At 74.2% G+C, this 18,770-nt stretch carries 9 protein-coding genes; 6 read left to right on the top strand and 3 right to left on the bottom strand.

Features of this window, described 5'->3' with window-relative positions; genetic code table 11:
• Window positions 1–648, top strand: coding sequence for a hypothetical protein (locus ACFOVU_RS24800; RefSeq protein WP_378537431.1), 648 nt, complete (start codon window positions 1–3; stop codon window positions 646–648).
• Between the two features lie 131 nt (window positions 649–779).
• Window positions 780–1,628 (top strand): hypothetical protein, encoded by an 849-nt coding sequence (locus ACFOVU_RS24795; protein ID WP_378537429.1) that lies wholly within the window; start codon window positions 780–782, stop codon window positions 1,626–1,628.
• Between the two features lie 54 nt (window positions 1,629–1,682).
• On the opposite strand, the gene ACFOVU_RS24790 is transcribed toward ACFOVU_RS24795, so the two are convergent.
• Window positions 1,683–9,161 (bottom strand): SDR family NAD(P)-dependent oxidoreductase, encoded by a 7,479-nt coding sequence (locus ACFOVU_RS24790; protein ID WP_378537428.1) that lies wholly within the window; start codon window positions 9,159–9,161, stop codon window positions 1,683–1,685.
• A gap of 253 nt (window positions 9,162–9,414) precedes the next feature.
• On the opposite strand from ACFOVU_RS24790, the gene ACFOVU_RS24785 reads away from it, so the two are divergent.
• Window positions 9,415–11,625: an MMPL family transporter gene (locus tag ACFOVU_RS24785; protein ID WP_378537426.1), complete on the top strand. Its 2,211-nt coding sequence runs from the start codon at window positions 9,415–9,417 to the stop codon at window positions 11,623–11,625.
• Window positions 11,626–11,669: 44 nt separating this feature from the next.
• Here ACFOVU_RS24785 and ACFOVU_RS24780 read toward each other — a convergent pair whose 3' ends face one another.
• Together ACFOVU_RS24780 and lexA are read right to left on the bottom strand one after the other, a co-directional pair.
• Window positions 11,670–12,746: an alpha/beta hydrolase gene (locus ACFOVU_RS24780; protein ID WP_378537425.1), complete on the bottom strand. Its 1,077-nt coding sequence runs from the start codon at window positions 12,744–12,746 to the stop codon at window positions 11,670–11,672.
• Window positions 12,747–12,932: 186 nt separating this feature from the next.
• Complete coding sequence (gene lexA, locus ACFOVU_RS24775; protein WP_378537423.1) at window positions 12,933–13,703, bottom strand: transcriptional repressor LexA; 771 nt, start codon at window positions 13,701–13,703, stop codon at window positions 12,933–12,935.
• Between the two features lie 262 nt (window positions 13,704–13,965).
• Here lexA and ACFOVU_RS24770 point away from each other — a divergent pair, with 262 nt between their 5' ends.
• From ACFOVU_RS24770 to ACFOVU_RS24760, 3 genes are all read left to right on the top strand, one after another.
• Window positions 13,966–14,481 (top strand): LysM peptidoglycan-binding domain-containing protein, encoded by a 516-nt coding sequence (locus ACFOVU_RS24770; RefSeq protein WP_378537421.1) that lies wholly within the window; start codon window positions 13,966–13,968, stop codon window positions 14,479–14,481.
• 453 nt (window positions 14,482–14,934) lie between these two features.
• Window positions 14,935–15,414, top strand: coding sequence for a transcriptional regulator NrdR (nrdR, locus tag ACFOVU_RS24765; RefSeq protein ID WP_378537420.1), 480 nt, complete (start codon window positions 14,935–14,937; stop codon window positions 15,412–15,414).
• A 108-nt stretch (window positions 15,415–15,522) separates the two neighbouring features.
• Window positions 15,523–18,396 carry a vitamin B12-dependent ribonucleotide reductase gene (locus tag ACFOVU_RS24760; RefSeq protein ID WP_378537418.1) on the top strand — a complete coding sequence of 958 codons (2,874 nt, stop codon included), beginning with the start codon at window positions 15,523–15,525 and terminating at the stop codon, window positions 18,394–18,396.
• Window positions 18,397–18,770 lie beyond the last annotated feature (374 nt).

Below are 18,770 nucleotides of genomic sequence, written 5' to 3'. Positions count from 1 at the left end.
GTGGACGCCCGCGTCGAACGGCTGATCAGTGAGGCGACCGCGACCCCCGCCCGCCGGTGGGCGCTGGCCGCCGGCGGGGTCGTGGTGATCGCGGGCGTCGCGATCGCCACCGGGCTCGTGCTGGGCGCCGAGGGCCCGGCGGTCCAGGCCGGAGGGGACGACACCTACGCGACCGCTCCGGGGTGCGACCACGTCGATCCCGAAGCGGTCGAATCGCTGCTCGACGGGGCCGAGCTGGAGACCGCCGAGCACGGCCGGCTCGACGGCGCCGACAGCGCCACCTGCGTGTGGACGTCGGTCGCCGCGGGAGACGCCGCGCCGCGGTTCCTGCACGTCGACCTCACCGCGTACTACACCGACAGGTCGGGTGAGCCCAGCGGGTCCCAGGCCGCGGCCGGGCAGCTCGAAGGGCTCTCCCCGGTCGCCGACCTCGAAGGCGCCGCGCCGGTGCCCGCTCTGGGCGGCGGGGCGCTGGTGTGGCCGGGCGACTCCGGGGGGACCGGGGCCGAGGTCGCGTTCCGCCGCGACAACCTGGTGGTGCGGCTGGCCTACGGCGGCGACGAAGGGACCGGGGGCACCCCGCTGTCCTACGAGGACGCCCGCGACGGCGCCGTGGCGCTGGGGGAGCAGGTGGCGGACTCGCTGTGAGGCGGCCGCCTCCGGCCGTGCCTGCGGCCGCCCGCCCGCTCCGGCGGCGGGACCGCCCCGCTGTCGGAGACCGGTAGCGTTAGGCGATCGCCGATGGCGCGACGGACACACCTGACCACGGGGAGGCGTCAATGACCCAGCCACCTTCCGGCGGCCCCGGCGAAGGGCCGTCCGGACCGTTCGGCGGGTCGCCGTCCGCGCAGCCGCCCCACGGGCAGGGCGCCCCGCGGCCGCCGGAACCGGCGCGGCCCGCCCCGGGGGGCCATCCCGGCGCGACCCAGGGCTTCCAGCAGGGACCTCCGCAAGGACCGCCGCAGGGGCCGCCGCAGGGCCCCGGGCCCGAGGCCCCGCCGGTGCAGGCGGCGCCGCAGCAGAGCCGCGGGTGCGCCGTCGCCGCGATCTCCGTCCTGGCGGTGATCGCGCTGGTCCTCGTCGTCCTCGGCGTCTGGGCGATCGTGTCGCTCGCCGGGGGCGGCGGCGACTACCAGAGCGCGCCCGACTGCGCGGTCGGCGAGACCGCCGCGCTCGAGGAGAAGGTCCCCGGCTACCGGGAAGAGGTCGCCCAGCCCCTCCAGGGCATGGAGGACAGCTGGCGCGACGGCTACGAGTGCCGGTGGGGCACGCCCTCCGACGCCGTGGCGGTGCCCGCGACCGCCCGCCTGATCCTGGTCCGCTTCGGCGACCGGGGCGCCACCGACGGCGAGCAGGGCGCCGGCGAGGCGCTGCGCGCCTCGGCCCGCGAGAACGACGTCGAAGAGGTCGCCGACCTCGGCGACGAGGCCATCTCCTGGAACGAGTCCAGCCAGGGCTTCCCCTGGGGGTGCGTCGGCGTGCGGCTGGCCAACCTGGCCACCGTCTCCTGCTACACGGCCTCCATCGACTACCAGGTCAGCGGCGCCATCCCCGAGGACGAGGCGCTGACCGCCGCCGAGGAACTGGCCCGCGAGACCGTGGCCGCGATCGAGGACGGCGACTACTAGCCGCCCCTCGGGGACCGGGGCGCGGCACCGCCGCCCCCGATCCCCGACTCCCCGTCAGACGCTGGCGTGCCCCTCGGCGCGGTCGGCGGCGGGCCGCAGCCCCAGGCGCAGCAGGATGGTCTGGGACACGTCGGCGATGGTTCCGCCCCCGCGCATCAGCTCCATCGGCGGCATGTCGAGGCCGTAATTGCGGTTGACGGCCATGAGGAGCTCCGCGCCCATCAGCGAGTCCACGCCGAACTCCTCCAGGCGCCGGTGGGTGTCCAGCCGTTCCGGGTCCGTGTGCAGGATCCCGGCCAGCACGTTCGTGAGGTGGCCGGCCAGCGCCTCCCGCGCCTGGTCCCACGGCAGCGCGGTGATCCTGGCGATCAGGTCGCCGCGCTCGGCCGCGTCGTCGGCCGGCAGATCGCCGAAGAGCAGCCGCAGGCGCGGGGATGCGGCGCTGGCGGGCAGGGCATGCCCGCTGCGCGCCAGGCCGGACCGGGTCACGCCGACCACGCCGGTGCCGCCGCCCGGGTGGAGCCGCCCCACGGCGGCGAAGGCCTCGCCGGGGGTCATGGGTGCGAAGCCGGACGCCGTGACGAACGAGGCCAGGCCGTTGCGGGCGACGTAGCCGACGTCGCCGATGTGGCCCCACGCGACCGCCAGCCCGGTGTCCCCGTCGCGGCGGCGCCGCCGGATGAGGGCCTCGGTGTAGGCGTTGGCCGCCACGTAGTTGGCCTGGCGCAGGTTGCCGAAGGCGGCCGTGATGGACGAGTAGGTGCAGAACAGTGACAGGTCGCGGCCGCGGGTGAGGCGGTCGAGGTGGTGCAGCCCGCCCATCTTGGGGGCCAGGACGGCGGCGAAGCGCTCGTCGGTGAGCTCGGCGAGGTCGGCATCGTCGAAGAGCGCGGCCGCGTGCACCACGCCGCACAGCCGGTGCCCGCCCGCGTCGATGTCGCGGACCAGCCCGGCCAGGGCGTCGGCGTCGGCGCAGTCGACGGCGTGGGCGGTGGCCCGCACCCCCTTCGTGGCGAGGTCGGCCAGCAGGGCCGCCGCCTCGGGGGCGTCGGCGCCGCGGCGCGAGGCCAGGGCGAGGTGGCGGGCCCCGTTGTCGGCGAGGTGGCGGGCGGTGGCGGCGCCGAACCCGCCGAGCCCTCCGGTGACCAGGTAGGTGCCGTCGGGGTCCAGGCGCAGCGGGGCGGGCCGCGGGTGGACGGGGACGGGTTCGTCGAGGTCGTCGAAGGCGACCACCACCTTGCCGATGTGGCGGGAGTGCTGGAGCAGCTCGAAGGCGTCCTGCACGCGGGCCGCGGGGAAGAGGGTGTGCGGCAGGGGGCGGTAGTCGCCGGCGTGGACGCGCTCGGTGACGCGGCGCCAGATGTCGGCGGCCTCTTCAGGGCGGTCCAGCAGGACGTTGAGGTCGACGCTGAAGAACCCGATGTTGTTGTGGAAGGGCCGCAGCGGCAGCGGGTTGTCCTCCATGATGTCGCGCTTGCCCAGTTCCACGAACCGGCCGCCGGGGCGGAGCAGCTCCAGCCCGCGGCCGATGGCCTCGCCGGCCAGGGAGTTGAGGACGACGTCCACCCCGCGCCCGCCGGTGGCCTCCATGACCTGCGGGGCGAAGTCCAGGCTGCGGGAGTCCAGGACGTCGTGCACGCCCAGCGTGCGCAGCAGGTCGCGCTTGACCTCGCTGCCGGCGGTGGCGATCACCCGCGCCCCGCACGACCGCGCGTACTGGAGCGCGGCCAGCCCGACGCCGCCGGCGCCGCCGTGCACGAGCACGGTCTCGCCGGCGCCCAGGCGGGCCAGATGCCCTAGGGCGTACTGCACGGTGGCGAAGACCACGGGGAGGGTGGCGGCTTCGGCGAAGCCCATGGAGTCGGGGATGAGGCCGACCGCCTGGGCGCCGGTGACCGCGTGGGAGGCCAGGCAGGCGGGCGCCAGGGCGAAGACCCGGTCGCCGACCCGCAGGTCGGTCACGCCGGGGCCGACGGCGTCGATGACGCCGGAGCACTCCAGCCCCAGGCCGTTCTCGCTGAGCGATCCCTCGATGGCTTCGGCCGGGAGCAGCCCCGTGACCTGCATGACGTCGCGGTAGTTCAGCGCCGCCGCCCGGACGGCGATGGAGACCGTGCCGGGTCCCGGTTCCGGTGTGTCGGTCTCGGCCCAGCGCAGCCGGTAGTTGAGCCCCGGAGACTCCGGCCGCAGGGTGAAGGCGGCGACGTCGGCGGCGGTGACCGTGGGGGTGTGGGGGACCTCGCGCGGGACGAACCGGCCGCCCGGGGTGAGGACGATTTCGTCCTCGGGGGAGTGGGCGCGCAGCTCGGCGGCGATCCGCTCGGCGTCGGCCGCGATGGCGGGGCCGCGTTCCAGGCTGATGCGGGTGATGGGCAGGTCGGGGCGCTCGTTGGCCAGGGTCCGGGCCAGCCCCCACACGGCGGCGTCGGCGGGCGCTTCGGGTTTCTCCGGTGCGGGCAGGATCCCGGTGGGCCGGGTGACCAGCGTCAGCGACCGCGAGGGGCCGCCGTCGCCGCGGCCGGGGCAGGCCGCGGCGAGGCCGCGCAGCAGCGCGGCCCGCCGGGTGGTGAGCCCCACGGGGTCGGGGTGCTCCTCCTCCGGTTCGGCGAGGATGAGCGTGATCGCCACGTGGTCGTCCTCGCCGGACGGCAGCCCGGCGAGCAGGCCCGCCCAGGCCGCTGCGTCGTGCGGGGCTATGGCGGCGCGGGCGGAGGCCCCGCCGGCCGCTGCGGCCGTGGCGTCGGCCAGCGGCACCTCCCGTGAGGTCTCGGCGATGACGAGGTGGTGGACGCCGGCCCCGGTGACCTGGGCGGCCGCGGCCTCGGCGGTGAGGGCCGGGGCGGCCCGGTCCGCTTCGGCCGGCGTGGCCGCCAGGAGGACCGAGAAGTCGTCGGCGTGCGGCGCGCGGTCGCCGCCGGTCTGCACCACGTGCTCGAACCCGCTGCGGCGCAGCAGCGGCGGCCACTGCTCACGGCCCAGGAAGGCGCCGTCGGGCCGCAGCCCGGTGTCGGTGGGCGCCCAGAAGTCGTCCAGCGTCCCGAACGCCGACGCCGCGGCGCGGGCATTGTGGGTTTCGACCGCGAGGAGCCGGCCACCCGGCGCGAGTAGCCCGGAGACGCGGCGCAGCGCGGCCTCCAGGTCCGCCGCGGTGTGCAGCGCGTTCGCGGCCACGACCAGGTCGTATCCGCCGACCGGGAAGCCCTGGCCCTCGGGGGCGGCGTCCAGGTCGAGGGTGCGGTACTCGAGGAAATCGGTGTCGGCCAGGCGCTTCTGCGCCCATGTGAGGAAGAAGGGCGAGATGTCGGTGAAGGTGTAGTGGGTCCGATCTGCCGGCAGCAGCGGCAGCAGCGCCCGGGTGAGCCCGGCGGTGCCGGCCCCCACCTCCAGGACGCGCAGCGGGCGGTCCTGCGGCCATTCGTCGACCATCTCCGCCAAGAACGCCTGCGCCACCCGGTAGCACGGGCGCAGCTGCGGTGAGGCGGCATAGAAGCAGCGCAGCAGTTCGGCCGGGCCGTCGTCGGTGATCAGTTCCTGCGGGACGGCCTCGCCGCGCAGGAACGCGGGCAGGCGCCGCGCCAGGTAGTTGAGCAGTGTCACGTCGTTGCCGTAGGCGGGCAGGGTGTGCAGCATGCCCCGCACCAGTTCGGGGCCGCGGAAGTCGGTGGTGGTCAGCCGCAGCCCACCTCCGGGCACGGGCTGCACCAGGCCCTCGGCCTCGCACCACGGGAGCAGCAGCGCGGCCGTCCGCGTGTGGTGGCCGGGGCCGCCGAGGCCCTCCAGGTCCTCCAGGGTGAAGCGCGTGGCGGCGTGCGGCAGGGTGCCGGCGATCGCCGCGGCCACGTAGTGGGCGGTGATCCGGCGCAGCCGCCGCGCGAACCGCTCGTAGTCGCGGCTGCGCACCGCCTCCCGCACCCGTCCGATCCGGCCGGCGGCCCGTGCGGCGATCTGTTCCGGTGCCGGCAGCGGGGACGGGCCTGCGGGCGATTCAGGGAGAGGGGCCGCGCGCAGCACGGTGTGCCGGAGTTCGACGGGCCCCTTCTCCTGCCCCGCCAGCCGCCGCATCCGGACCCCGTGCAGCTCGATGCAGACGCCGCCCTCGTCATCGGTGACCGTGACGTCCCAGCACAGCTCGCCGGACAGGCGGGAGCGGTCGCGCACGTGGAACCAGCCCGTCGCCGCGGGGGCGCGCCAGACCTTCACCGACCCGATCGCGGCCGGAAGGTAGGCCTGCTCCCCGGCGACGAAGCCCGGAACGAGGGGCAGACCGGTCTGGAGCGCGCCGTCCAGCAGCGCGGGGTGCACATGGAGGCGGTCGTCGACGGCGTCGCTGCGGTAGGCGGCCAGGGCCTCGCCGTCGCCGGCCCACAGGTCGCGGATCTGCCGGAAGGCGGGCCCGTACCCCAGCCCTGCGCGGTCGAACAGGTCGTAGCACTGCGCGCGGCCCATGTGGCGCGGGCAGCGCTCCCGCACCACGGCCGGGTCCAGTGGCGCGGGAGCCGTGCCGAGGAGGCGACGGACGCGGCCCCGTGCGTGGGGGCGGGGCCGGGCGCTCGGACGGTCGGTGCCGGTGATGTCGAGGACGCCGTCGCGGGGCGAGAGCGACGCCTGGATGTGCACGCCGCCCGCGTCCTCCCAGGGGATGACGAGGGGGCGGACGAACTCCCAGCCGGTGGTCTCCACCGGCCCCTCCACGACCTCGCGAGCGGCCGCGAGGCCCATCTCCACGTACCCGGCCGCGGGGAACACCACCGAGCCGGCCAGCCGGTGCTCGGCCAGCCACGGTGCCATGGCCGGTTCGACGGCACCCTGCCAGGACGGGGTGGCGGTGGGCAGGCGCTCCCCGAGCAGCGGGTGGACGACAGGCCCCGCCGCCGAGCGCGCCCAGTCGTCGGGGTGCCCCTGCCAGTGGTGTTCGCGCTGCCAAGGGTAGGCGGGCAGCGAGGCCACCCGCCCGGCCTCGGGGAAGGACGCCGTCCAGTCGATGTCGGCGCCCGCGCCGATCAGCGACGTGACCGCGGCGGCCATCGCCGCGCGCCCGCCGGTGTCGCGGCGCAGGGTCGCGGTGGTGATGCAGCGGCGCTCGGGGGCGGCCGCCAGGATGCGTCGTAGGTAGGTGCGCAGGACCGGGTGCGGGCCGATCTCGGCGAAGACCCCGATGCCGGAATCGCGTAGCGCCGCGATGGCCGGGGCGAACAGGACGGGGCGGCGGATGCCCTGCCACCAGTGCTCGGCATCGAGCCGCTCACCGTCGACGAGGCCGCCGGTGGCGGTGGACGCCAGCGGGATGCGCCCGGGTGTGGGGGCGAGGCCCTCCAGCGCCCGGAGCAGGGGGCCGCGGACGGGGTCCATCGCCGAGCTGTGGAAGGCGTAGTCGAGGCCGAGGAACCGGAAGAACACGCCGCGCTGGCCCAGCTCCTCGGCGATCGCCTCCAGCTGGAGCTGGGAGCCGGCGAGGGTGACGTCGTGGTCGCTGTTGATCCCGGCGATCTCGACCCCGGGGTGGCGCGCCAGCAGCTTCTCGGCCTCATCGGGGGAGATCGCAGCGGCGGCCATCCGCCCGCTGCCGGCCGTGGGGGCCTGGGCGCTGCCGCGGGCGGCCACGATGCGTGCGGCCTGGTCCAGCGAGACCATGCCGGCCGCCCACGCCGCCGCGGCCTCGCCCACGCTGTGCCCGGCCACCGCGGCCGGGGTGATGCCGCGGGCCTGGAGCATCCGGGTCACGCCGACCTGCACGGCGAACAGCAGCGGCTGGGCGACCTCGGTGCGTTCCAGGCGCCACTGCGCCGGCGGCTGCGCCATCTCCTGCACCACCGACCAGCCCAGGTGCGGTTCGAGGGCGGCGTCGGCCTCGGCCACCGCCCCCGCGAACACCGGGTCGCCGGCCAGCAGGTCGGCGCCCATCCCGGCCCACTGTGATCCGTTGCCGCAGTAGACGAACGCGACCCGGCCGTCCGATGCGGCGGGGGCGATCGGCTCCAGGGGCGGCTGTGCCAGCTGCCGGGCGGCGTTCTGCGGGTCGGCGGCCAGCACCGCGCGGCGGAGGGGGTGGGCTCCGCGGCGCGCGCAGGAGGTGAACGCGAGGTCGCGGAACTCCGCGGGATCGGCGCCGGCCAGCCGGTGGGCGAGGCGCGCGGCGGCCGACTCCAGGGCCTCGGGCGTGCGCGCGGACACCACCACCGGGAGGGCGGCGGGTGCGGCCGCCGGGGCGGCGGCAGCGGGGGAGGGTTCGGGCGGGGCGGCCACGATGACGTGGGCGTTCGTGCCGCCGAATCCGAAGGAGTTCACCCCCGCCAGCCGCCGCCCCCGGGCGGGCGGCTCGACGGCGGCGGGGGCGACGGCCGGCGTGAGGTTCAGGCCGTCGAAGTCGATGCGCGGGTTCAGCGGGGCCGCGTGCAGGGAGACGGGGATGCGGCCGTGGCGCAGCACCAGGAGCGCCTTGAACAGCCCGGCCATCCCGGAGGCGGGCTCCAGGTGGCCCAGGTTGGACTTCACCGACCCCAACGGCAGCGGCCGGGACCGCCGCTGCGCCAGGGCGCGGCCGATGGCGGTGCACTCCGCGGGGTCGCCCACCGGGGTGCCGGTGCCGTGCGCCTCCACGTACACCAGTTCGTCGGGGTCCGCCCCGGCCGCGGCGTAGACCTCGCGCAGCAGCCCCTCCTGGGCGGCGGCGCTGGGCAGGGCCAGGCCGGCGGTGCGCCCGTCGCTGTTGGACCCCCACCCGGCGAGGACGCCGTGGATCCGGTCGCCGTCGGCCACGGCGTCGGCCAGCCGCTTGAGGACCACCATGCCGCCGCCCTCGGCCCGGACGAAGCCGTCGGCCCCGGCGGAGAACGCCGCGCACCGCCCCGCTGCCGACAGCATCGACGCCTGGGAGAACGCGATGTAGACGTAGGGGCCGACCAGCACGTTCGCCCCGCCCGCCAGCATCACCCCGCCGTGGGCGGCGACCTGCTCGCAGGCGCGTTCCAGGGCCACCAGCGACGATGAGCAGGCGGTGTCCATGGCCACGCTGGGGCCGCGCAGGTCGAAGGCGTGCGAGAGGCGGTTGGCGGCGATGGAGGACGCCGCGCCCGACGCGGTGTAGGCGTTGACGGCGGTCGGCGACATCATCTGTAGCGCGCCGTAGGAGGCGTCGGAGATGCCGACGAACACGCCGGCGGGCGTGCCGGCCAGGCGCGCGGGGTCGATGCCGGCGTCGTCGAGTGCCTCGGCGGTCAGCTCCAGCAGCAGCCGGTGCTGCGGGTCCATCTGCGCCGCCTCCTTCGGCGAGATGCCGAAGTAGTCGGCGTCGAAGGAGGCGATGTCGTCGAGGAAGCCGCCGGCGGCGGTGTAGCTCTTGCCCGGACGCGGCCGCGTCCGGTCGACGAACCGCTCCGGGTCGAACCGGTCGGCCGGCACCTCCCCCACGAGGTCGCGGCCCTCGTCCAGCGCCGACCACAGCCCGTCCAGGTCGGCGATGCCGCCGGGCAGCCGGCACCCCACCCCGACCACCGCCACCGCCCGGTCGCCGAACCCGTTCACCGCCGCTGCCATGTCAGCCCCACTCCATAGGATCACTTTGTGTGATGATGAGGTTACGCATTGACTGCGCGGTGCGGGGCGCATTTTCGCGGGTCGCGCCGTCGGACCGGTCATGTCCGCCTCCGGCCGGGCGTGGCGCCGCGGCCCCGGACCGATCGGGCGCGGAGGAGGCGGCCCCGGCGCCGTCCGCCGCCGGGCGCGACCCCGTTCGCATCCCCGTGGTGCCGCCGCGTGCCGAGACCACTCGTACAGGAAGGGCCGTCTGATGTTCACCGCGTGGAGCGCCCTGATCCACCGCCTCCGCTGGGCCGTCATCGCCCTCACCCTCGCCGTGGCGGTGCCCGCCGGGCTGTGGGGGGCCGGAGTGGCCGGCGAGCTGTCCGACGGCGGCCTGAGCCCGTCGGGGACCGAGTCCGCGCAGGTGGCCGACCTCACCGCCCAGCAGCTGGCGGCGGTGCGCGATGTCGTCCTGCTCTACCGGGGCGGCGGCGGGTACGGCGACCCCGCCTTCGACGACGCCGTGCGGGCCAGCCTGCGGGCCCTGCCCGAGGACGCCGTGCGCACCTCGATGGACCCGTGGAGCGCCGCCGACCCGCAGTCGGCCGAGGCGCTGGTGTCGCGGGAGCGCGACGCCGTCCTGGTCCCCGTGCGGCTCGGCGGCGCCACCGAGGACGAGAAGTCGGCGTCGCTGGAGGCCGTCACCGCCGCCGCAGACGTCCCGGAGCTGGCGGCGGCCGGGGTGGACGTGGCCATCAGCGGCGAGACCACCCTGCGCGCGCAGTTCCGGGAGCAGGCGATGCACGACCTGGTGCGCGCCGAGCTCATCGCCTTCCCGCTGCTGCTGGCCGTCCTGGTGTGGGTGTTCGGCAGCGTCACCGCGGCGGCGCTGCCGCTGGCCGTCGGCGCGGTCGCGGTGGCCGGCTCCGTCGCGGCGCTGCGCGTGATGGCGCTGTTCACCGAGGTGTCCACGTTCGCGCTCAACGTGGTCACCATGATCGGGCTCGGCCTCGCGGTCGACTACGCGCTGTTCATGGTGAGCCGCTTCCGCGAGGAACTCGGCGCCGGCCGGGCCGGGCCCGCCGCCCTGGCCGCCACCCTCCGTACAGCGGGCCGCACCGTCGCGGTCTCCGGGCTCATCATCGGGATCTCCTTCAGCGGGCTGCTCGTCTTCGACCTCGGTGCGCTGCGCTCGATCGGGCTCGGCGGCATCGCCGCCACCTTCCTCGCCATGACCGCCGCCCTGACGGTGCTGCCGGCGCTGCTGGCGGTCCTCGGCAAAGGGGTCGACCGCTTCTCCGTGGGGCGCCGCGGGGGGCGCGCCGCCGCGACGACGGCCACCGGGCCGTGGGCGCGGCTGGCCGGCGCCGTCATGGCCCGCCCGGCGCGCTGCCTGACCGCGAGCGCCGCTGTGCTGGCCCTGCTCGGCGCGCCGTTCCTGCACGTGCACTTCACCACCTCGGGGCCGGAGGTGCTGCCGGAGCACGCCGAGGCGCGCCAGGTCGCCGAGTCCCTGGACCGGGACTTCCCCGGGGCGCAGCGCCCGTTGGCGACCGTGGTCGTCACCGGCCTGGAGCCCGGGCCGGCCGCGGACACCGTCGCCGCGGACTTCGCCGCCCGGGTCGGCGACGTCCCGGGGGTGTCGGAGGCCGGGGTGCTGGGGCGCGACCGCCACCAGGCCGCCATCGTCGTCGACTCCGACGCCGCGCCCAAGTCCGAGGAGGCGCGCGACCTCGTCCAGCGGCTGCGCGCCCTGCCCCCGCCCGACGGCACCCGCACCCTGGTCGGCGGGCAGACGGCCGAGCTCGTCGACACCCTCGCCTCGCTGCGCGCCGACCTGCCCGTGATGGCCGGCGTGGTCGCCGCGGTGACCCTGGCCCTGCTCTTCGCCGCGTTCGGCTCCGTGCTGCTGCCCCTCAAGGCGCTGGTGGTCGGGGCGGTGTCGCTGACGGCGTGCTTCGGCGTGGTGGTGTGGGCCGTCCAGGACGGCAACCTCGCCGGGGTCCTGGGTTTCACCCCGCCGCCCGGGACCGACCCCGCTGTGGTGATCCTCATCGCGGCCATCGCCTTCGGGCTGTCGATGGACTACGAGGTGTTCCTGCTGGGGCGGGTCCGCGAGGAGTGGCTGCGCCGGGGCGACAACCGGGCCGCCGTCGCGGCGGGGATGCAGCGCACCTCCGGCCTCATCACCCGGGCGGCGCTGCTGCTGGTGGTGGTCATGGGCGCCATGGCCACCGCGGACGTGCTGCTGGTCGCAACCGTGGGCATCGGCCTGCTGGCGGCCGTCGTCATCGACGCCACCCTGGTGCGGGCCGTGCTCGTCCCGGCGGCCATGCGGCTCATGGGCACCGCCAACTGGTGGCTGCCCGGCCCGCTCGCGGCTCTGCACCGCCGGATCGACGTCGTCGAGCCCTCGGCGGGCCCGGAGGAGGACGCCCGCACCGCCGAGGAGGCCGGGCGCACCCCCACGCCCGCCTGAGCGCCGTCCCGCCGCGCGGCGGGACGGCGCGGGGACCGGGAGCGCTAGGGGCGCACGGCGGAGTCCAGGAACGCGGAGAGGGCCGGCCCGACCTCGGGGGAGAACGCGCGCTGGGAGTCCAGGACCTCGGCTCCGGGGGCGTCGTCATAGGCGCGGAACACGTGGTCGGCGCCCTCGATGTCGGCCCGCTCGGCGCCGGGCAGCCCGGTCATGAGGCGGTCCACGTCGTCGCGTGCGATCTGGGAGTCGGCCGTGCCCCACAGGACGAGCGTCTCGACGCCGCGGGGGAGGTCTCCGGCCAGGTCGACCGGGTCCATCGCGTCGATCCGGTGCAGGAACGGGGCGACGGAGGGGTCGAACAGGCCGCCCAGCTCGGGGACGGGGTCCTGATCGGGCCGCTCGCCCGCACGGATCAGCGCGATCGCGGACCGGGCATTGGAGAGCACCCGGGTGGCATCGGCCGCCTCCAGCGCGCCCGCGCCCTCCTGGAGCCGGATCTGGTCGGTCAGCTGGCGGTCGACCGTGTCGAGGTAGCGGCCGCCGGGCGGGGCGGCGAGCACCAGCGCCACCGGGGGGTGGTCGCGGACGGCGCCCGGGGCGCGCAGGGCGAACAGCGCGCCCTCGCTGTGGCCCAGCACCAGCAGCCGGCCGGGGTCCACCTCCGGCTGCGCGGCGAGGTGGGCGTAGGCGTCGGCCATCTCCGCCTCGAAGACGTCATAGCCCACCGGGTCGTCCTCGTCGCGCGCGCCCATGCCGGTCTCGCCGCTGCCGAGCTTGTCGTAGCGCAGCGAGGCCACGCCGGCGTCGGCGAGCAGGCGGGCGAAGTTCTCGTTGGTGCCGGCATCGGGGCGAGCGGGGTTGTCGCCGTCGCGGTCGGTGGGTCCGCTGCCGGAGATGATCAGGGCCCCGGGCACCCGGCCCTGGGCTCCGGGCGGCAGGGCGAAGGTCCCGTGGACGGTGTCGGGGCCGCTGTCGAAGCTCACGTCGCGCTCTGCGGGGGTGACGCCCGGGCGCTCCGGAGGCCCGGCGGGTTCCTGCCGCTGCCCGGAGCACGCCGAGGCGGCCAGGACCACGGCGGCGGACAGGGCGGCGGCGCGCACAGCGGCGGGGGCGAAGGGCATGGTCCTACCGTAGGGGGTGATTCGGGCCAGGCCTCCGGACACTTTCAGGCGGAGCCCATTCAGCGGAGCGTCGTCATCACCGATAACCGTTCGGCGTCGAAACGGGAAAAGGCCCGTGATCTTCAATGAAGATCACGGGCCCGTTCCAAAGCGTGGTGAAGTCGTTATCGCGCAGGACGTTAGACCTCAGATGCGCCGGAGAACGGCGACCACTTTGCCCAGGATGGTGGCTTCGTCGCCGTTGATGGGCTCGTAGGCGTCGTTGCGCGGGAGCAGCCACACGTGGTCGCCGTCGCGCTTGAACGCCTTCACGGTGGCCTCGTCGTCGAGCAGGGCCGCGACGATGTCGCCGTTGTTGGCCTCGGGCTGCTGGCGGACGACGACCAGGTCACCGTCGGTGATGGCGGCGTCGATCATGGAGTCGCCGACCACGTTCAGCATGAACAGCCGGCCCTCGCCGACGAGCTGCTTGGGCAGGGTCAGGACGTCCTCGATGGCCTCCTCGGCCAGGATCGGGCCGCCCGCTGCGATGCGGCCCACGACGGGGACGTCGGTGGCGCGGGTGCCGTCGGCCCGGGGCTGGTCGTCGAGGTGGTCCCAGGAGCGCACCGTGGGCTGTCCGGGTATGCGAATTTCGACCGCTCGTGGGCGATTCGGATCGCGGTGAAGATAGCCCTTGCGTTGCAACACCTTCAGTTGGTGCGCGACACTGGAGGGGCTCGACAGGCCCACCGCGTCGCCGATTTCCCGGATGGACGGTGGGTACCCCCGCTGCCGCACGAAACGGTGGATGCAGTTCAGCACGCTCTGCTGACGGGCCGTCAATTTCGGCGCACCATTGTCCGTAGCGGCCGCGGGATCCCCCGCACCTGGAGACTGCGTGGTGGCGGACCGGAGCGCGGCGACGGATGTCCCGCCCGCGTGAGGTTCCTGCGTTCCGTGGTTCTCCTCCGGCACGGCCGGCCTCCTCGGCGGTCGGTGTTCTGGGCGTGGGGTGTTCGAGCATCGTCAGGATGATCCCCGCGCCCGCGGGGTCGCCCCGTCGACCCGTCTGACAGCGGTAGCGGCCTGTCGCCGATACCGCAGTGAAACATGTCCAACGGTAGTGCCTACGCTGGGCAATATCAAACAAACGTTCGAGACGGTGATGAAAAAATCGCCGAGATGCGGTAATAGTCGAACGCCGGTTCGAAAGCACCGGCGTTCGAAAGTGGGGGTCATGTCCGAACCGTCCGTGTTGCGGCCCCGGGGTCCCGTCCTGTTCGACTGGGCGCAGGAGATTCCCGAGTGGCGCACCGCACCCGTGAAGTTCGCCGCCCGTCCGGCGGCCGCCGGCGCGCGCATGGCGGCCGGCCCGCCCGATCTGCCCGACCTCGACTGCGCCGTCGCGCCGGGGATCCTGCCCGCGGTCGTCAGACGCGGGTGGACCCGCCTCACCCGCCGCGGCCGTGTGGTCCTCGTCTCCACCGCATCCGCCACCGCAACCGGTGTGCTCTCCGTCTTCTTCCTGACAGCCGTCGCGGCCGGGGCCTCCGCCTCCGGCGCGCCCACGCAATCCGCCTTCCTGCCCGCCTCGTCCTCGACCGTCGTCGTCCGCGATGGCGATACGCTGTGGGGGATCGCCGAGCGGGTCCGGCCCGGTGACGATCCCCGTCGGACCGTGCACGAGATCGTGCGGATCAACGAGCTGTCGAGCCCAGAGCTGGAGCCCGGGCAGGAGCTCGTCCTCCCCTGATCCCACACCGCGCCGAGGCGCACATTCCCGCAGGTCGTACCTGCCCACGCCGGGACCGCGATCCGTCGCGCCCGGCGTGTCGCATGGCGGGGGGCCTGCGGTCCCGTTCGCGTCGGCGGCCCGCCTGTGCGCGACACGCCCGGTCCTGATCCGGGTTTGGCCCGTGTGACCTGGGTGGAGGTCCGTGTCACGTGTGGCGGGACTTGCGCACCCCATCGCGACGGTCATAAGTTGACCACAACATCTAGTGCTCGCCCGGAACAAGCGGCCCAGAACTTGTGCTTTAGTAGGTATCCGTTCTTGCCGTGCTTCCGGATCCCCCGGTACCACCGGTCCGGTGGGGGTGCGAGGACATGACCAGGGCTGCCCGGATGACCACGGGCAGGCCCGAGACCGCTGCGCGGAGATGGCGACCGATGCCGAAGATGCAGATCCTGGGGAGGGCGCGCCGACATGCACTGTCCGTTCTGCCGTCATCCTGACACCCGCGTCATCGACAGCCGGTCCACCGAGGACGGAGCCGCGATCCGCCGCCGCCGGACCTGCGCCGAATGCGGACGCCGGTTCACCACCCAGGAGACCGTGCTGCTCATGGTCGCCAAGCGCTCCGGCGTGACCGAGCCGTTCTCCCGCACCAAGATCGTCGCCGGGGTGCGGCGCGCCTGCCAGGGGCGCCCGGTCACCGAGGACGCGCTCGCCAAGCTGGGCCAGCAGGTCGAGGAGGAGATCCGGTGCCGCGGGATGGCCGAGATCCCCGCCCATGAGATCGGGCTGGCGATCCTGGGGCCGCTGCGCGACCTCGACGAGGTGGCCTACCTCCACTTCGCCTCGGTCTACCGCGGGTTCGAGTCGCTTGCGGACTTCGAGAACGAGATCGCCACCCTCCGGGCCGACCGGGCCGGTGTCGCCCAGGGGGACGCTCCACAGGGGTAGCGCCGGGCCGGTCGAGAGGCCCGTGGCGCGATGAGGAATGAACCGCCACCCGTTACGTGTGAAAGCGGGGGCGTGTGTTGGGTATGTGACGAGTACAGGGGGAGCGACATGACGGAGACAACCGGGGCGTCGGATCAGCGCAAGGGCAGGGGCCGGCGCAAGGGCCTGAAAGTGGCGCGGATCTTCACCACTCCGGGCGTGCACCCGTATGACGCGCTCGAGTGGGAGCGCCGCGACGTGGTCATGACGAACTGGCGCGACGGCTCGGTCAACTTCGAGCAGCGGGGCGTCGAGTTCCCCGCGTCGTGGTCGATGAACGCCACCCAGATCGTCGCCAGCAAGTACTTCCGCGGCGCGCACGGCACCCCCGGGCGCGAGTGGAGCCTCAAGCAGCTCGTCGACCGCGTGGCCGGCATGTACACCGAGACCGGCCGGGCCAACGGCTACTTCGCCTCCGACGAGGACGCCGAGATCTTCGACCACGAGCTGAAGCACGCCCTGGTCAACCAGCTCTTCAGCTTCAACTCCCCGGTCTGGTTCAACGTCGGCACCACCTCCCGCCAGCAGGTCTCGGCCTGCTTCATCCTGTCGGTCGACGACACCATGGAGTCGATCCTCGACTGGTACAAGGAGGAGGGGATCATCTTCAAGGGCGGATCCGGCGCGGGGGTCAACCTGTCGCGCATCCGCTCCAGCAAGGAGCTGCTCTCCTCCGGCGGCACCGCATCGGGCCCGGTGTCCTTCATGCGCGGCGCCGACGCCTCGGCGGGCACCATCAAGTCCGGCGGCGCCACCCGCCGCGCGGCCAAGATGGTCGTCCTCGACGTGGACCACCCCGACATCGAGGAGTTCGTCCAGACCAAGGCGCGCGAGGAGGACAAGATCCGCGCGCTGCGCGACGCCGGCTTCGACGTCGACCTCGGCGGCTCCGACATCGTCAGCGTCCAGTACCAGAACGCCAACAACTCCGTGCGGGTCTCCGACGCCTTCATGCGCGCGGTCGACACCGGCTCCTCCTTCGGCCTGACCTCGCGCACCACCGGCGAGGTCATCGGCACCGTCGACGCCCAGGACCTCTTCCGCAAGATGGCCAAGGCCGCCTGGGAGTGCGCCGACCCCGGCCTGCAATACGACGACACCATCAACGACTGGCACACCGCGCCCGAGAGCGGCCGGATCAGCGCCAGCAACCCCTGCTCGGAGTACGTCCACCTGGACAACTCCTCCTGCAACCTGGCGTCGATCAACCTCCTGAAGTTCCTGGGCGAGGACGACACCTTCGACGTCGAGCGGTTCGCCCGGCTCACCGAGCTGATCATCACGGCGATGGACATCTCCATCACCTTCGCCGACTTCCCGACCGAGAAGATCGGCGAGACCACCCGCGCCTTCCGCCAGCTCGGCATCGGCTACGCCAACCTGGGCGCCCTGCTCATGGCGACCGGCCACGCCTACGACTCCCCGGGCGGGCGCGCCGTCGCCGGCGCGATCACCTCGCTGATGACCGGCACCGCCTACAAGCGCAGCGCCGAGCTGGCCGGGATCGTCGGCCCCTACGACGGCTACGCCAAGAACGCCGACGCCCACAAGCGGGTCATGCGCAAGCACGCCGCCGCGAACGACGACCTGCGCACGATCGGCTCGATGGACGCCGAGATCGCCTCCGCGGCCACCGCGGCCTGGCAGGAGTGCCTCAAGGTCGGCGACAAGAACGGCTGGCGCAACGCGCAGGCCAGCCTGCTGGCGCCCACCGGCACCATCGGCTTCATGATGGACTGCGACACCACCGGCATCGAGCCGGACTTCTCGCTGGTCAAGTTCAAGAAGCTGGTCGGCGGCGGCTCCATGCAGATCGTCAACCAGGCGATCCCGCGGGCCCTGCGCAACCTCGGCTACCAGGAGGAGCAGGTCGAGGCGATCGTCGAGTACATCGCCGAGAACGGCCACGTCGTGGACGCACCCGGGCTGCGCCCGGAGCACTACGAGGTGTTCGACTGCGCCATGGGCAAGCGCTACATCAAGCCCATGGGCCACGTGGAGATGATGGCGGCCGTGCAGCCGTTCCTCTCCGGTGCGATCTCCAAGACGGTGAACGTGCCCGAGGAGGCCACCGTCGAGGACTTCGAGCACATCTACTACCAGGGCTGGAAGCTCGGCCTCAAGGCGCTCGCGGTCTACCGCGACAACTGCAAGGTCGGCCAGCCGCTGTCGACCTCGGCGTCCGAGGGCAAGGGCGCCGCCGCGAGCACCGCCCAGGAGGCCCCCGAGCCCGAGGTCATCGAGGTCAACCGGCCGATCCGGCGCCGGCTGCCTAAGAAGCGCCCCAGCCAGACCGTGTCGTTCTCGGTCGGCGGCGCCGAGGGCTACATCACCGCCGGCTCCTACCCGGACGACGGCCTGGGCGAGGTCTTCATGAAGCTCGGCAAGCAGGGGTCGACCCTGGCCGGGGTCATGGACGCCTTCTCCATCGCGATCTCCATCGCGCTCCAGTACGGGGTGCCGCTGGAGACCTACGTCGAGAAGTTCACGAACATGCGGTTCGAGCCCGCCGGCATGACCGACGACCCCGACATCCGCATGGCGCAGTCGGTGGTGGACTACATCTTCCGCCGCCTGGCCCTGGACTACCTGCCCTACGACGAGCGCGCCGCGCTCGGCGTGCTCTCGGCGGAGGAGCGCCGCGCCCAGGTCGCGGGGGAGGACCCGGCGCACTACGCCGCCCAGGTGGAGTCCTACGCCCAGTCGGCCCCGCTGACCCCCGCTGAGCAGAAGGCGGAGACGGCGGCCAAGGCCGAGAAGGCCGAGGCCCCTGCGCGGGAGGAGACCGGCCGGGCCCAGCCGCACACCACGACCGAGCTGCTGGAGCTGAAGCAGGGCTTCGTCGCCGACGCCCCGCTCTGCGTCACCTGCGGCACCAAGATGCGCCCGTCGGGCAGCTGCTACGCCTGCGAGGGCTGCGGCGCCACCAGCGGATGCAGCTGAGCCGGTAGGGCGGCCCGGCGAGAGAAGGCAGGGCGGTGGCCCCGCGAAGAGCGGAGCCACCGCCTTTCCGCATGCCCCGGCCCCACCCGACACGATCACACCCCCTGCCCTACGCCATCACCCGCCCACCGACCGTGTCCGCAACCTATGCGGAGGGGCAGACATTTCCGCGCCGCCCAGGCGGCGCCGTCGGATCGCCCCGTGTTCCGGTGAAACCCCGTGGAAGAGGGGCTCCCATCGATGGGTGACGGTGCTGTGGCACGATCCGGCCAGTGGCCTGCCCGGGCCTCTGGCCGGGTACGGCCGGTGGGGCTGCGCCGGGCTTGGCCTGTGCGCGCGGTGGCGCGTGGATTCGCAGTTCAGCGCGGGTATCC

The organism is Nocardiopsis sediminis (assembly GCF_042650565.1).
GTDB lineage: Bacteria > Actinomycetota > Actinomycetes > Streptosporangiales > Streptosporangiaceae > Nocardiopsis_B > Nocardiopsis_B sediminis.
This window is presented reverse-complemented; position numbering and strand designations above follow the sequence as displayed.

Coding starts and splice junctions, on each gene's coding strand:
- ACFOVU_RS24795 (WP_378537429.1), top strand. CDS start 780: ATGACCCAGCCACCTTCCGGCGGCCCCGGCGAAGGGCCGTCCGGACCG.
- ACFOVU_RS24790 (WP_378537428.1), bottom strand. CDS start 9,161: ATGGCAGCGGCGGTGAACGGGTTCGGCGACCGGGCGGTGGCGGTGGTC.
- ACFOVU_RS24785 (WP_378537426.1), top strand. CDS start 9,415: ATGTTCACCGCGTGGAGCGCCCTGATCCACCGCCTCCGCTGGGCCGTC.
- ACFOVU_RS24780 (WP_378537425.1), bottom strand. CDS start 12,746: ATGCCCTTCGCCCCCGCCGCTGTGCGCGCCGCCGCCCTGTCCGCCGCC.
- ACFOVU_RS24770 (WP_378537421.1), top strand. CDS start 13,966: ATGTCCGAACCGTCCGTGTTGCGGCCCCGGGGTCCCGTCCTGTTCGAC.
- nrdR (WP_378537420.1), top strand. CDS start 14,935: ATGCACTGTCCGTTCTGCCGTCATCCTGACACCCGCGTCATCGACAGC.
- ACFOVU_RS24760 (WP_378537418.1), top strand. CDS start 15,523: ATGACGGAGACAACCGGGGCGTCGGATCAGCGCAAGGGCAGGGGCCGG.